This is a genomic window from Methylobacterium sp. 190mf (assembly GCF_900107945.1).
GTDB lineage: Bacteria > Pseudomonadota > Alphaproteobacteria > Rhizobiales > Beijerinckiaceae > Methylobacterium.
This window is the reverse complement of record NZ_FNVI01000019.1, coordinates 132956-146702: the sequence shown is the minus strand read 5'-3', so window position 1 is coordinate 146702 and position 13747 is coordinate 132956. Positions and strand designations below refer to the sequence as shown.

Sequence of the window (13747 nt, the reverse complement as noted above, 5' to 3'; positions counted from 1 at the left end):
GGCCGCCCTCCTCCTTGGTCAGGATGTACGCCTCGGCCTTGAACTTCGAGTGCGGCTTCACCGAACCCGGCTTGCACACGACCTGGCCGCGCTCCACGTCCTCGCGCTTCGTGCCGCGCAGCAGCACGCCGACGTTGTCGCCCGCCTGCCCCTGGTCGAGCAGCTTGCGGAACATCTCCACGCCCGTCACCGTCGTCTTGGTGGTCGCCGGGATGCCGACGATCTCGACTTCCTCGCCCACCTTCACGATGCCGCGCTCGACGCGACCCGTCACCACCGTGCCGCGGCCCGAGATCGAGAACACGTCCTCGATCGGCATCAGGAACGGCATGTCGATCGGACGCTCCGGCTGCGGGATGTAGCTGTCCACGGTCGCCATCAGCGCCAGGACCGCCTCCTTGCCGATCTTCGGCTCCTTGTCCTCGAGCGCCATCAGCGCCGAGCCCTTGGTGATCGGGATGTCGTCGCCCGGGAAGTCGTACTTCGACAGCAGCTCGCGCACCTCCAGCTCGACCAGCTCCAGGAGCTCCTCGTCGTCGACCATGTCGACCTTGTTGAGGAACACCACCAGCGCCGGGACGCCGACCTGGCGGGCCAGCAGGATGTGCTCGCGGGTCTGCGGCATCGGGCCGTCGGCCGCCGACACCACCAGGATCGCGCCGTCCATCTGCGCCGCGCCCGTGATCATGTTCTTCACGTAGTCGGCGTGGCCGGGGCAATCCACGTGCGCGTAGTGACGGTTCTGCGTCTCGTACTCCACGTGCGCCGTCGAGATCGTGATCCCGCGCGCCTTCTCCTCAGGCGCCTTGTCGATCTGGTCGTAGGCCGTGAACGTCGCCCCGCCCGTCTCGGCCAGGACCTTCGTGATCGCCGCCGTCAGAGACGTCTTGCCGTGATCGACGTGGCCGATCGTGCCAATGTTGCAGTGCGGCTTGGTGCGGGAGAACTTTTCCTTGCCCATGATTCCCATTCCTGCGGCGGGGACCACGCAAGGGCCCCGAATCCTGGTCCGCCGCCCCGAAGTTCCGACAGGGGCGAAAAACGCGGTCCGCTTAGAGGGTCGGCCGCCAGGGATCAAGCTCCGCGACGCGCGGGGGCCCGCCGACCGACCGCGCTGTCAAGCTGCGGATGCGAGTCTTGAACGGAGAAAGATCAATCACAGGCAGTATCCGCGCCGCTTTCGCGCCACAGTGTGGCTTCGCGGGCATAGCGGGATCCGTGCGGCCGAGCTTAAGTGGCGACAACAACGCGTCACCTCGGACCCCCGCCATGATGAAGAAGCTCCTCCTCGCCACCGCCGCGACGGCCCTGGTCACGACGGCCGCCTCCGCCGCCGACCTGCCGCGCCGCGCCGCGCCGCCGCCGGTCTTCACGCCGGTGCCGGTCTTCACCTGGACGGGCTTCTACGCCGGTCTCGAGTCCGCCTACACCTTCACCGACCGCGAGCGCATCACGACCGTCGGCGTCCAGCCCGGCAACGCCACCAACGTCGCCCTCGGCCGTCGCCCGTTCGCGACCTCGACCTCGCAGGACGGCTTCGCCAACATCGGCGGCACCGCCGGCTACAACTACCAGTTCACGCCGGGCGCCGGCATCGTCGTCGGTATCGCCAACAGCATCGACTGGACGGACATCACCAAGAACCGGGTCGTGCTCGGCACCGGCAACGTCGCCGGCGGCCCGCCGAACATCAGCCAGTTCCGCCAGAGCCTCGACTGGCTTGGCACCCTCACCGGCCGCGTCGGCTACGCCTTCGACCGCGTCCTGGTCTACGGGATGGGCGGCCTCGCCTACGGGAACGTGTTCCACGACGCCAACTTCTACACCCCGGGTGGCCGCCTCCAGTTCGCCGGCCGCTACGACGACTTCAAGACCGGCTTCGCCTACGGCGGCGGCATCGAGTTCGCCCTGCCGACCGACAGCTTCCTGAACACCTTCGCGCTCGGCCGCTACATCGGCATCAAGTACGACGCCATCACGGTGAAGGCCGAGTACCTGCACTACGACCTCGGCAGCCAGAACGTTCTCGTCGGCGCGGTCCCGGGCGTGGGCAACGGCGCGTATATCTCGCGCTTCCGCACCGAGGGCAGCATCGTCCGCGCCGGCTTCAACTACAAGTTCGGCGGCATCTGAGTCGGACGACGCCGGGGTCTCCCCAGCGGATCCCAGGAAGGGCGGGTGCCGGCATCGGCGCCCGCCCTTTTTCGTGGGTCACGCGCGCCCCGCGAACCGCGGCCCGAGCCGCCGAGAGCCGCGCCGCGTCAGCAGGCGCGCAGGTGCGCCACCAGCCGTCCGGCCGCAGCCTCCGCAGAGCCGGTATTGAGGATCGTCAGGTCCGCGGTGACGCCGCCCTCCCGGGCGAGACGCGCGGCCAAGTCGCCGTCCTGCGCCCGGCCGCGGGCGGCGATGCGCCGCGCCAGGATCTCGGCCGGCGCCGTGATCTCGACGACGCTCACCCGCGGGCAGGCCGCCCGCGCCCGCGCGACGACGCGGCGCGAGACGTTGCAGACCACCACGTGCCCGTCGGCGACGCGCCGGCCGACCGTCTCCGGGAGCGCGTAGCCGAGGCCGTGGGCGCGCCAGCTCAGGGTGAAGCGCCCGGCCGCGCAGCCCTCGGCGAAGGCGGCCTCGTCGATCTCGTCGTTGTCCTCGTCGGCCGAGGGCGGGCGGGTGACGAGGCGGCGCGGGAAGACGTAGCGCGGGTCGTCGGCGAGCGCCGCCCGGGCGAGCCGGAGCAGCGTGTCCTTGCCGGCCCCGCTCGGGCCGACCACGAGGACGAGGCAGCCCGCCATCAGGCGACCCGCCGGCCGGCGCGCCAGACCTGGCGGACGACCGGCACGCCCTCGGCCCGCTGCACGCGCACGAGGTCGGCCCGCAGCCCGGGCGCCAGGGCGCCGCGATCGGTCAGGCCGGTGGCGCGGGCGGGGTTCGACGTGACGGTGGCGAGCGCCGCGGGCAGCGTGATCCCGGGCGCCTGCTCGGGCAGCAGGAAGGCCGCCATCAGCAGGCTCGCCGGCACGTAGTCCGACGACAGGATGTCGAGGTGCCCGGCCTCGGCCAGCGCCAGGGCCGCGACGTTGCCGGAATGCGAGCCGCCGCGGATCAGGTTCGGCGCGCCCATCATCACGGTGAGGCCCTGCCGGTGCGCGGCTTCGGCCGCCTCCAGTGTGGTAGGGAACTCGGCCAGCCGCACGCCCTCGCCGACCGCGAGGTCGACGTCGGCCAGGGTGGTGTCGTCGTGGCTCGCCAGCGGGATGCCCATCTCGCGGGCGAACTGGACGAGGGCCGGCCGGTTCTTCGCGTTGAGCGCCCGCCCGTCGCGGACCTTGCGCTCGGTGTTGGCGCGGATCTCGTCCATCGGCCGGCCGCCGCGGGTGGCGTAGGTGTAGTACTTCTCCATGTCGCGGAACTGCCGCTGGCCGGGCGTGTGGTCCATCAGCGAGATCAGCCCCACCGGGTAGCGGGCCGTGAAGGTCGCCACCGTGTCGAGCACGTCCAGGGAGGGCAATTCGCAGCGCAGGTGCGTGAAGTGCTCGGCCCGGAACAGGTCGGCGGCGCGCGCGGTGGCGATGGCGCCGGCGAGCTGCTCCAGCTCGGAGCCGAGGCCGCTGCCGTCCGGATCGCTGCCGGCACGGAGCGAATCGAACACCGTGGTGATTCCCGAGGCGGTGATCTGCGCGTCGTACGCCAGGACGGCGCCGAGAGGATGCCAGCGCACCTTCGGGCGCGGCGCGAAATGGCTCTCCAGGTGGTCGGTGTGCAGCTCGATCAGGCCGGGGATCAGGTGGTCGCCGCCGAGATCGAGGCCGCGTGCGGGCGGGCGCCCCTCGCCGATCTCGGCGATCGCCCCGTCCGACACCGCGAGCCAGCCGCGCTGCACCCGGTCCGGCAGGACCAGGGTCGCGTTCTCGAGGATGAAATCGTCCATCGTGAGGATCCTCAGGCTGCCCGGGCTTGCGGCGCGAAGCGGGTGACATCGACCACCCGGGTCGCCACAGCGTCGCGCATCTCGCTGTCGTGGAAGATGCCGAGCACGCCGGCCCCGGCCCTGAGCTTCTCGCGGACGAGCTCGGCCACCACGGCGCGGTTCTCCGCGTCCAGGGAGGCGGTCGGCTCGTCGAGGAGCAGGAGCGGCCGGTCGGCGATCAGGCCCCGGGCGATGTTCACCCGCTGCTGCTCGCCGCCCGAGAAGGTCGCGGGCGGCAGGCCCCAGAGCCGCTCCGGCAGGTTGAGCCGGGCCAGCAGGGTCTCGGCCCGCGCGCGTGCCGCCGCTTCGGACAATCCGCCCTCGCGGCCGGCGGCCTCGACGACGTCGAGGGCCGGGACCCGCGGGATCACCCGGAGGAACTGCGACACGTAGGCGATCACCCGCGCCCGCAGCGCCAGGACCGCCCGCGGATCGGCCCGGACGACGTCCACGACCGTCGCGCCGTCGCGGACCAGGATCGCGCCGCCGTCGCAGCGGTAGTTGCCGTAGGCCATCTTCAGCAGCGAGGATTTCCCCGCTCCGGACGGGCCGCCGAGCACCACGCACTCGCCGGGCTCCACGGACAGGCTGACATCGCCCACCACCGGCAGCACGACGCCGCCGCGCAGGTGCAGGGTGAAGCTCTTGGCGACGGTCTCGAAGGTCAGGAGCGCGGTCATGCGGCGAGCACCGAGGCAACGAGGAGCTGGGTGTAGGCGTGCTCGGGATCGTCGAGCACCCGGTCGGTGAGGCCGGTCTCGATCACCCGGCCGGCGCGCATGACCATGATCCGGTGCGAGAGGAGCCGCGCCACCGCGAGGTCGTGGGTGACGATGATCACCGCGAGCCCCAGCTCGGCCGAGAGCCGGCGGATCAGGTCGAGGAGCCGGGCCTGGACCGAGACGTCGAGGCCGGAGGTCGGCTCGTCCATCAGCACCAGGCGGGGGCCGGTGACGAGGTTCCGGGCGATCTGCAGGCGCTGGCGCATGCCGCCGGAGAAGCGCGTCGGCGGGTCGTCGATCCGGTCGGCGGCTATCTCGACACGGCCGAGCCAGTCGAGGGCCTGGGCGCGGATCCGCCCGTAATGGCGGTCGCCGAGCCCCATCAGCCGCTCGCCGACATTGCCGCCGGCCGAGACCGCCATGCGCAGGCCCTGGGCCGCGTCCTGGCGGACGAAGCCCCACTCGGTGCGCATCAGCGCCCGGCGCCCGGCCTCGCTCAGGGTGGCGAGGTCGCACAGCGCGCCGTCGCGCATCCGGTAGGCGACCGTCCCGGAATCGGGCGCCAGCTCGGTGGCGATGAGGGAGAGGAGCGTCGACTTGCCGGAACCGGATTCGCCCACGATCGCCAGCACCTCGCCGGGGACGAGGTCGAACGACACGTCGGCGCAGGCGAGCCGGGCGCCGTAGCGCTTGGTCAGGCCGCGGACCTGAAGCAGGGATTCGCTCATCGGGTCGCCTCCGCGGCGTCGGGCAGGAAGGGGGGATCGAGGCGGAAGCTGTAGCCGTAGCGCTCGAAGCCGAGGCTCTCGTAGAAGACGTGGGCCGGCTTGGCGTCGACGTTCGACGACAGGGCGAGCTTGTAGCAGCCCCGCGCCTCGGCGAGCCGGGCCGCCTCGTGCATCATCGCCCGGCCGAGACCGCCGCCGCGGTGCCGGGACGCGACCACGACACTCTCGACGAGCGCCGAGGGCGTGCCCCAGTGGGCGATGTTGTCGAGGATGACGAGGCAGAAGGTGCCGACGACAGCGCCGTCGCGTTCGGCCACGTAGAGTCCGTAATCGGGATAGGCCGCGAGCCGGTCGAGCAGCGCCCCGGCCTGTGCCAGGGTCGCCACCCGCCCGCCGTTCAGCTCGGCGTAGAGGTCGAGGATCGCGGGCAGGTCGGGCTTTCCGGCCCGGCGGACCGTGAGGTCGCTCATGCCGCGTCTCATGCCGCGTCCCCCGTGCCGACATGGCCGTCCGCGCGGCGCCCCTCGCAATGGTCGGTGTCCGAGCAGACGAACATCCGCCGGCCCGCATCGTCGAGCAGCACCTCGTCGAGATAGACGCCCTCGGCACCGCACAGCGCGCAGGGATGCTCGAACGCCTGGATCCGGAACGGGTGGTCCTCGAAGTCGAGGCTCCGCACCCGCGTGTAGGGCGGCACCGCGTAGATCCGCCGCTCGCGGCCCGCGCCGAAGAGCTGGAGCGCCGGGCAGTCGTCCATCTTGGGGTTGTCGAATTTCGGCGTCGGCGACGGGTCCATCACGTACCGGCCCGCCACCTCCACCGGGTACGCGTAGGTGGTGGCGATGTGGCCGTGGCGGCTGATGTCCTCGTAGAGCTTCACGTGCATGGCGCCGTACTCGGCCAGCGCGTGGAGCTGTCGGGTCTCGGTCTCGCGGGGCTCGAGGAAGCGCAGGGGCTCGGGGATCGGCACCTGGTAGACGAGGGTCTGCCCCTCGGTGAGCGGCGTCTCGGGGATGCGGTGGCGGGTCTGGATCACCGTCGCCTCCGCGGTGCGGGTGGTGGTGGCCACCCCGGAGGTCTTGGCGAAGAAGCGGCGGATCGAGACCGCGTTGGTGGTGTCGTCGGCCCCCTGGTCGATGACCTTCAGCACGTCCGACCGCCCGAGGATCGCGGCCGTCACCTGCACGCCGCCGGTGCCCCAGCCGTAGGGCATCGGCATCTCGCGGGAGGCGAAGGGCACCTGGTAGCCCGGCACCGCGATGGCCTTGAGGATGGCCCGGCGGATCATCCGCTTCGTGCCCTCGTCGAGATAGGCGAAGTTGTAGCCCGGTTCGCTCTCCGGGCGGTGCGCGATCGCGGCGCTCATTCGGCGGCCTCCTGCATCTCGACGGTGTCGGACCCGCGCTCGAACTCGGTACGTAGCCGGCGAACCAGTTCCAGCTCGGCCTGGAAGTCGACGTAGTGGGGCAGCTTCAGGTGCTCGACGAAGCCGGTCGCCTGGAGACTGTCGCAGTGGGCCAGCACGAATTCCTGGTCCTGGGCCGGGCTCGCCACCGGCTCGCCCAGCTCCTCCGCGCGGAGCGCCCGGTCGACCAGGGCCATCGCCATGGCCTTGCGCTCGCTCTGCCCGAAGCTCAGCCCGTAGCCGCGGGTGAATTGCGGCGGGGCCGCCCCGGAGCCCTTGAACTGGTTGACCATCTGGCACTCGGTGAGCCGGATGCGGCCGAGCGGCACCGCGAAGCCCAGCTCCTCGGGCACGAACTCGACCGCGACCTCCCCGACCCGGATCTCGCCGACGAACGGGTGGGTGCGGCCGTAGCCGCGCTGCGTCGAGTAGGCGAGGCCGAGCACGAAGCCCTCGTCGCCCCGGGCGAGCGCCTGGAGGCGGAGCGCCCGGTCGGCAGGGTAGTCCACCGGCTCGCGGGTGAGGTCGCCCGCGGGCGCGCCGTCGTCGGGGGGCGAGGGCTCGATCAGGCCGTCCCGGGCCAGCAGGTCGGTGACCCGCGGACAGGTGCCGGCATCGGCGCGCGGCGCGGCCTCGGCGGCGGGCTCGATCCCGGCTTCGGCGGCGAGCGCGAAGTCGACCAGCCGGTGGGTGTAGTCGAAGGTCGGCCCGAGCACCTGCCCGCCGGGCAGGTCCTTGAACGTCGCGGAGATCCGGCGCTCGACCGCCATGGCGCCGGTGTCGACCGGCGCGGAGGCGCCGAACCGCGGCAGCGTGGTCCGGTAGGCGCGGACCAGGAACACCGCCTCGACCACGTCGCCGCGCGCCTGCTTGAGCGCCAGCGCCGCGAGGTCCGGATCGTAGAGCGAGCCCTCGGTCATGACGCGGTCGACGAGCAGCGCCATCTGCTCCCGAATCTGCGCCACGGAGAGCTCCGGCACGGCCGGGTCGCCCCGGCGGGCCTCGGCGAGGAGCCGGTGGGCGTTGTCGATGGCGGCCTCGCCGCCCTTCACGGCCACGTACATGGATCAGGCCTCCGTGACCGTCGTGGAGCGCGGCAGACCGGCCACGCGGCCGGGCGCCGTCAGGATCAGGTCGACGCCCAGGGGGAAGCCTGCGCGGTTCTCCGCGAGCTGCGCCGCGAAGCCGTCCGGCAGGGGCGCCGGCGCGATCCCGGCGGTGCCCCGGATGCCGGGGCCGGACAGGCGCAGCCCCTCCCCCTCCGCGAGCGCGTCGAGGGCGAGCACCAGCGTCGTGGCGGTGTCGGGATAGGCCGGCGTCCCGGCGGCGAACTCCGCCAGCGGCGGGCAGCGCGCCGGGTCGCTGACCAGCGCGAAGGCCGCCGCGGCCGGGTCGCCGGTGAGCGGCGCGCCGGTGTGGAAGCGCAGGTATTCCGCGACCTCCGGCGCCGCGGCGAGGGCCGGATCGAGCCAGACCGGCGTGTCGGCGTCGGTGAGCGTCAGCGCGACGGCGGCCAGTTCCGGCGTCAGGGGCGCGGGCGGCGCGAGACCCGGCGCGAGGAGCCGGACGCGTCCGGGGCGGGCGAGGGCGTCCATCACGGCGCGGAACGTGTCCTGCGCGTCGTGGACCGGGTCGGCGAAGCCGGGGGCGAGCATGCTCAATCCTCTCCGCGGGCGAGGGTCAGGAAGTCGACCCGGGTGGCGGCCGTGCGTCGGGCGGCCCGATCCCGGGAGGCCGCGAGCCGCCGGGCGGCGGGCTCCAGGGCGGCCTCGACCCGGGCGCGCCGGACCGGATCCTGCCAGAGGGCGTCGAGGATCGCGGCGAGCCGCGCCTTCGCGCGGTCGCGGCCGAGATGGTAGGCGAAGCCCGCCGGACCGTCCGCGAGGCGGATGGCGGCCCGGGTCACGCTGACCTCGCCGAGATTGAACGGGCGACCGTCGCCGCCGATCCGGCCCGACGCCATCACGAGACCGGTCTCGGGCGGACGCAGGTCCGCGGCCGCGGGCGCTTCGAGGCCCGACACGGCCGCCTCGAGGGCCGCCTCGAGATCCGCGCGGCTCGCCTCGGCACAGAGGGCCATGACCGCTTGGCGCGCCGCGGTGTCGCCCTCGGATTCCGGATGTCGCGGGGTCGTCGTCATCGCGAATCCCTTCGTCGCTCGGTTGTCTATGTGTATAGACAACTGGCGTGCGCCGCACAAATGAAGTTTGGATGACAGGATGGATGCGCAGGAGCAGGCGGCCGGCCTCGTCCGGGGCGAGGGGCTGACGGCGTGGCGGCAGATCGCCGACGCGCTGACGGCCGAGATCGCGGCGGGACGCTACGCGCCGGGACAGCAGCTCCCCGCTGAGGCCGCGCTGGCGGCGCGGTTCGCGGTGAACCGGCACACGGTGCGGCGCGCCCTCGCGGCGCTGGCCGAGGGCGGGCTCGTGCGCGCCAGCCAGGGCCGCGGCACCTTCGTGGAGGAGGCGCCGCTCGCCTACCCGATCGGGCCGCGCACGCGCTTCTCCGAGATCGTCGCCGGGGCCGGGCGCGAGGCCTGGGGCGACCTCGTCGCGGCGACCACGGTCCCGGCCGGGACCGAGCAGGCGGCGTCCCTGGCCCTCGCCCCCGGCGCGCCGATCCTGGAGCTGCTGACGGTCCACCGGGCGGACGGCGCCCCGCTCTCGACGGCGCTGACCTGGCTGCCGCTGCCGCGCTTCGCGGGTTTCGCCGAGGCCTACGCGGCGCGCGGCTCGATCACCCGGGCCTTCGCGACCTGCGGCGTCCACGACTACACCCGGCTCTCGACGCGGATCCGGGCCCGCCCCGCGGACTCCGCGGAGGCGCAGCGCCTCGACATCGCGCCGGCGCGGGTCGTGCTGGTGGTGTCGAGCGTCAACATCGATCCCGCCGGCGTGCCGATCCAGGCGAACCGCACCCTGTTCGCCGCCGACCGCGTGGAGCTGGTGATCGGCGGGTGATGCGATGTCCGCGCGACCTCCGCGCGACCTCCGCGCGACCTCCGCGCGACCTCCGCGCGATGTCCGCGCGAGGGCCTCGGCACTCCGTCCTCGCGAGCGGAGCGAAGCGACCCGGGGCAGCGCGACCCTGGGTCATTGCGCTCCGCGCGTGATGCCGGAAAGCCGAGGCCTCCCTCAGCGCGCCGCCGGCCCGATGATCGCCCGGCGCAGGCGGGTCGAGACCCAGTCGATCGCCGCCACGGTCACGAGGATCATCAGAACCAGGAATGCGACCTGCTGCAGCTCCAGCACGCGGATCAGCTCGGTGAGGTACTGGCCGATGCCGCCCGCGCCGACGATGCCGATGATCGTCGCCGAGCGGGTGTTCGACTCGAAGAAGTAGAGAACCTGGCTCGCCAGCACCGGCAGCACCCCGGGGATCAGCCCGAAGCGGATGCGGTGGAGCGCCGAGCCGCCCGAAGCGACGACGCCCTCGCCGGCCCGCTTGTCGCAGGTCTCGATCGCCTCCGAGAACAGCTTGCCGAGCGCGCCGAAATCCGAGCACGCGATCGCGAGCGCCCCGGCGAACGGGCCCAGGCCGACGACGTTGATCCAGATCAGCGCCCAGATCAGCACGTCGACCGAGCGCATCACGTCGAGTCCGCGGCGGACCGCGAACCGCGCGAACGGGTTGGGCACGACGTTCCGCGCCGCCAGGAACGCCACCGGGAAGGCGAGGATCGCCGCCGTCAGCGTGCCCAGGAAGGCGATGCCGAGGGTCTCGCCCAGCGCGTGCAGGAAGGTCCAGAACTGGCCCTCCGGCGATGGCGGCAGCATCAGCACCGCGAAGGTGCCGAGCCGCCCGAGCCCGTGGAGGATCCGCGCCACCGAGAAGTCGAGGCGCCAGTAGCCGAGCGCCGCGAGCCCCACCAGGACGACGAGCAGGGCGGCGAGCCGCGCCCGCCCCGGCCAGTCGGCGCGGAACTGCGCGGGGTAGCGCGCGCGCAGGCGGCCGAGGTCGGCCCGGGCCGCCGCCCGCAGGGTCTCGGGACGCGCGCTCATCGGGCGTGCTCCGCGCCGATCAGGCGGTGGCGGACCCGCTCGGTGACGAGGTCGATGCAGAAGACGGTCAGGATGATCAGCACGAGGATCGCGCTCACGTCCGCGTAGTAGAAATTGCGGATCGCCACGAGGAATTCCTGGCCGATGCCGCCGGCGCCGACGAAGCCCATCACCCCGGCGCCGCGCACGTTGATCTCGAAGCGCAGCAGCGCGTAGGAGGCGAAGTTCGACAGCACCTGCGGCAAGACCGCGAAGCGCACCGTCTGGACCCAGGTCGCGCCCGAGGCCGACAGGCCCTCGACGGGCCGCATGTCGATGTTCTCGACCACCTCGGAGAACAGCTTGCCCAGCGCGCCCGTGGTGTGGATCGCGATGGCGAGCACGCCCACCATCGGGCCGAGGCCGAAGGCGATGACGAAGATCAGCGCGAACACGACCTCGGGGACGGTGCGGCACAGTTCCAGGAGGCGCTTGGCGCCGACGCGCAGCACGCGCGACCGCACGAGGTTGGCGGCGGCCACGAAGCTGAGGGCGAAGCCCGCCAGCCCCCCGAGCAGCGTCCCGAGATAGGCCATGAGCAGGGTCTCGCCCAGCAGGCCCAGCCATCTGGGCAGGCCCCAGTACCAGGCGCGGACGTCCTCCAGCGGGTGCTCGAGGCTGATCGGCGGCAGGATCTGCTGGATGTAGGCGGTGAACTTGCCGATGTTCTCGGCGAAGACCAGCGGCCGCACCTCGGCGATCAGGCCCGCGACCACGGCGAGCGCCGCCACCAGGGCGAAGCCCGCCAGCGTGCGGCGGCGGGCCTCGCCGGTCGCCGCCGCGTAGAGGCCGGAGAGGGCGGCTGCCCGCTCCGGCGACAGGGGTGTCAGACCGCGCAAGGCGGGCGGCTCCGGATCAGGACTTCCGACGCTGCTCGTCGTTGAACCGCAGCATGTCGATGATCGGCTGGTAATCCTTGAGGGTCACCGGCGTGAGATCCTGGTCCTTGCCGTCGGAGAGCCGGTCGAACGCGGCCTTGTCGGCCTTCGGCAGGGCCACGAAGGCGTTGCGGATCTTGGCCTTCAGGTCGTCCGGCAGGCTCGCCAGCACGGCGAAGGGCCCCTCCGGCAGGAAGTCGGACTTGAACACGACCCGGAAGTCCGACTGCTGCATCGGCGTGCCGTCGGGCTTCTTGAGCATGCCCTTGGCGGCCATGCGGGTGACCATCGTGTCGGTCTCGGAATTCCACAGGTTGGCGGCGGCGTCGGCCGTGCCCTGGGTGAGCGCCAGGACGGCGTTCTCGTGGCTGCCCGCGTAGAAGGTCTTGCCGAAGAACTTCTCGACGTCGTAGCCGGCCCGCTTCAGGAAGAAGCGCGGCGCCTGATTGCCGGAGGTGGAGTTCGGATCGACCAGCGCGAGGTTCTTGCCCTTGAGATCCTCGACGGTCTTGTAGGGGCTGGAGGCCAGCACGTAGACCACCGAATAGTAGCCCGAGGCGCCGGTCTCGTGCTTCTGGTTGACGATCGGCTCGATCTTCACGCCGGTCATCACGGCCCGCGCGAACGAGGCCGGCCCGTACCACGCGATCTGGATGTTGCCGGCGCGCTGGCCCTCGATCACGGCGGCGTAGTCGCTCGCCACCCGCAGCTTGACCGGCACGCCGAGCGTCTTGGTCAGGTAGGCGGTGAGCGGCGCCCAGCGGTCGGCGGTGCCCGAGGCGTTCTCGGCCGGGATCACGCCCAGCGTCAGCTCCGGATACTGGGCCTTCCAGTCCTGGGCGGCGGCCGGCAGGCCGAGGAGGGCGAGGGCCGCGGCGGCGGCGGCGAGGGTGCGTCGGGTGATCATCGGGTCGTCCTTCGTGGCGTCGGCGAGGTTCAGCCGGCCGGAGGCCGGTCGGGCGTTTCCAAGACGGTGCATTTTGGCGGTGCGCTCTGGCGGTGCGCTCTGGCGGTGCGCTCTGGCGGTGTTCGTTGGGGCCCGGGGCCCGGATCAGGCGCCGAGGGCGGCCTCGCGGACCGGCCGCGCCGGCACGTGACCGGGCCGGCCCGGCATCGCGGCCCGCTGCTCCGCCTCGCGCTGCGCGGAATCGTCCAGCACCTCGCCGGCCTCCAGGCCGTAGAGCCGGCGCGCCACGTCCTCGGTGAGGTCGAAGGGGCCGCCCTCGAACACGACCCGCCCGGCCGCGAGGCCGACGAGGCGGTCGCAGTAGGCGCGGGCGAGGTCGAGGGAGTGCAGGTTGCACAGCACCGTGATGCCGTAGCGCCGGTTCACGTCGGCGAGCGCGTCCATCACGAGCCGCGTGTTGCGCGGGTCGAGCGAGGCGACCGGCTCGTCGGCGAGCAGGATCTCGGGTTCCTGCACGAGGGCGCGGGCGATGGCGACGCGCTGCTGCTGGCCGCCCGACAGGCCGTCGGCCCGCTGGCCGGCGAACTCGCCCATGTCGAAGCTCTCCAGGGCGGCGAGGGCCATGGCGCGGTCCTCGGCGGACCATTGCCGGAGCAGGGCGCGGTGGGTCGGCACGTGGCTGAGGCGCCCCATCAGCACGTTGGTCATAACGTCGAGCCGGCCGACGAGGTTGAACTGCTGGAAGATCATGGCGCAGCGGGTGCGCCACTCGCGCAGCGGGCGGCCGCGCAGGGTGGTGACCTCGCGGCCGTCGTGGAGGATGCGCCCCGAGCTCGGATCCGCCAGCCGGTTGATGAGGCGCAGCAGCGTGGACTTGCCGGCACCGGACCGGCCGATCACCCCGACGAAGCTGCCGGGCTCGATCCGGAGCGACACGCCGTCGACGGCGCGTCGGTCGCCGTACTGGCGCGTGAGATCCTCGATAACCAGCATGCCACCATCCGCCGGGGAACGGCCGCACGTAGACGCCGGTTTGACGACGATTGGATGACGTATTCGGGACGATTATATTTGCCGGCGCAGCATCTCGGCTTTTC

Annotated in this window: 16 protein-coding genes; 2 read left to right on the top strand and 14 right to left on the bottom strand. The window is 72.5% G+C overall.

Translation table 11 applies throughout. The annotated features are described in order from the left end of the window. Window positions 1-961, bottom strand: a 961-nt coding sequence (gene tuf, locus C4T42_RS21825) for an elongation factor Tu (protein ID WP_103985868.1), incomplete at its 3' end; no start/stop codon positions are given. Window positions 962-1269: 308 nt separating this feature from the next. On the opposite strand from tuf, the gene C4T42_RS21820 reads away from it, so the two are divergent. Further along, window positions 1270-2133 (top strand): porin, encoded by an 864-nt coding sequence (locus tag C4T42_RS21820; protein ID WP_020093755.1) that lies wholly within the window; start codon window positions 1270-1272, stop codon window positions 2131-2133. A gap of 128 nt (window positions 2134-2261) precedes the next feature. Here the strand turns inward: C4T42_RS21820 and phnN are convergent, their stop codons facing one another. Genes phnN through phnG form a run of 9 tightly spaced genes read right to left on the bottom strand, consistent with a single transcriptional unit; the run spans window position 2262 to window position 8962 of the window. Continuing rightward, the gene (gene phnN / locus C4T42_RS21815) at window positions 2262-2792 is read right to left on the bottom strand and encodes a phosphonate metabolism protein/1,5-bisphosphokinase (PRPP-forming) PhnN (protein WP_020093756.1); all 531 of its coding nucleotides are present in this window, start codon (window positions 2790-2792) and stop codon (window positions 2262-2264) included. Next, window positions 2792-3928 carry an alpha-D-ribose 1-methylphosphonate 5-triphosphate diphosphatase gene (locus C4T42_RS21810; RefSeq protein WP_020093757.1) on the bottom strand — a complete coding sequence of 379 codons (1137 nt, stop codon included), beginning with the start codon at window positions 3926-3928 and terminating at the stop codon, window positions 2792-2794. Before C4T42_RS21810 ends, phnN begins: the two co-directional genes overlap by 1 nt. A gap of 11 nt (window positions 3929-3939) precedes the next feature. Next, window positions 3940-4647 carry a phosphonate C-P lyase system protein PhnL gene (gene phnL, locus C4T42_RS21805; protein WP_020093758.1) on the bottom strand — a complete coding sequence of 236 codons (708 nt, stop codon included), beginning with the start codon at window positions 4645-4647 and terminating at the stop codon, window positions 3940-3942. Further along, window positions 4644-5417 carry a phosphonate C-P lyase system protein PhnK gene (gene phnK, locus C4T42_RS21800; protein ID WP_103985863.1) on the bottom strand — a complete coding sequence of 258 codons (774 nt, stop codon included), beginning with the start codon at window positions 5415-5417 and terminating at the stop codon, window positions 4644-4646. Before phnK ends, phnL begins: the two co-directional genes overlap by 4 nt. Continuing rightward, window positions 5414-5887: a GNAT family N-acetyltransferase gene (locus tag C4T42_RS21795; protein WP_020093760.1), complete on the bottom strand. Its 474-nt coding sequence runs from the start codon at window positions 5885-5887 to the stop codon at window positions 5414-5416. Before C4T42_RS21795 ends, phnK begins: the two co-directional genes overlap by 4 nt. Window positions 5888-5895: 8 nt before the next feature. Next, on the bottom strand, window positions 5896-6783 hold the full coding sequence (locus tag C4T42_RS21790; protein WP_020093761.1) for an alpha-D-ribose 1-methylphosphonate 5-phosphate C-P-lyase PhnJ: 888 nt from the start codon (window positions 6781-6783) through the stop codon (window positions 5896-5898). Then, on the bottom strand, window positions 6780-7886 hold the full coding sequence (locus C4T42_RS21785; RefSeq protein ID WP_020093762.1) for a carbon-phosphorus lyase complex subunit PhnI: 1107 nt from the start codon (window positions 7884-7886) through the stop codon (window positions 6780-6782). Before C4T42_RS21785 ends, C4T42_RS21790 begins: the two co-directional genes overlap by 4 nt. A gap of 3 nt (window positions 7887-7889) precedes the next feature. Next, a complete protein-coding gene (gene phnH / locus C4T42_RS21780; RefSeq protein ID WP_020093763.1) occupies window positions 7890-8477 on the bottom strand; it encodes a phosphonate C-P lyase system protein PhnH in 588 nt (195 codons plus the stop codon). 2 nt (window positions 8478-8479) lie between these two features. After that, window positions 8480-8962: a phosphonate C-P lyase system protein PhnG gene (gene phnG, locus C4T42_RS21775; RefSeq protein WP_020093764.1), complete on the bottom strand. Its 483-nt coding sequence runs from the start codon at window positions 8960-8962 to the stop codon at window positions 8480-8482. A 79-nt stretch (window positions 8963-9041) separates the two neighbouring features. On the opposite strand from phnG, the gene phnF reads away from it, so the two are divergent. Next, a complete protein-coding gene (gene phnF / locus C4T42_RS21770) occupies window positions 9042-9785 on the top strand; it encodes a phosphonate metabolism transcriptional regulator PhnF (protein ID WP_103985862.1) in 744 nt (247 codons plus the stop codon). A gap of 174 nt (window positions 9786-9959) precedes the next feature. Here the strand turns inward: phnF and phnE (C4T42_RS21765) are convergent, their stop codons facing one another. The 4 genes from phnE (C4T42_RS21765) to phnC form a co-directional block, all read right to left on the bottom strand. Continuing rightward, entirely contained in the window at window positions 9960-10826 is an 867-nt protein-coding gene (phnE, locus tag C4T42_RS21765; RefSeq protein WP_103985861.1) for a phosphonate ABC transporter, permease protein PhnE, read from the bottom strand. Beyond that, window positions 10823-11704 carry a phosphonate ABC transporter, permease protein PhnE gene (phnE, locus tag C4T42_RS21760; RefSeq protein ID WP_103985860.1) on the bottom strand — a complete coding sequence of 294 codons (882 nt, stop codon included), beginning with the start codon at window positions 11702-11704 and terminating at the stop codon, window positions 10823-10825. The genes phnE (C4T42_RS21765) and phnE (C4T42_RS21760) overlap by 4 nt, the downstream gene beginning before the upstream one ends. A gap of 16 nt (window positions 11705-11720) precedes the next feature. After that, window positions 11721-12650 carry a phosphonate ABC transporter substrate-binding protein gene (phnD, locus tag C4T42_RS21755; RefSeq protein ID WP_103985867.1) on the bottom strand — a complete coding sequence of 310 codons (930 nt, stop codon included), beginning with the start codon at window positions 12648-12650 and terminating at the stop codon, window positions 11721-11723. Window positions 12651-12794: 144 nt separating this feature from the next. After that, entirely contained in the window at window positions 12795-13643 is an 849-nt protein-coding gene (gene phnC, locus C4T42_RS21750) for a phosphonate ABC transporter ATP-binding protein (RefSeq protein WP_103985859.1), read from the bottom strand. Window positions 13644-13747 lie beyond the last annotated feature (104 nt).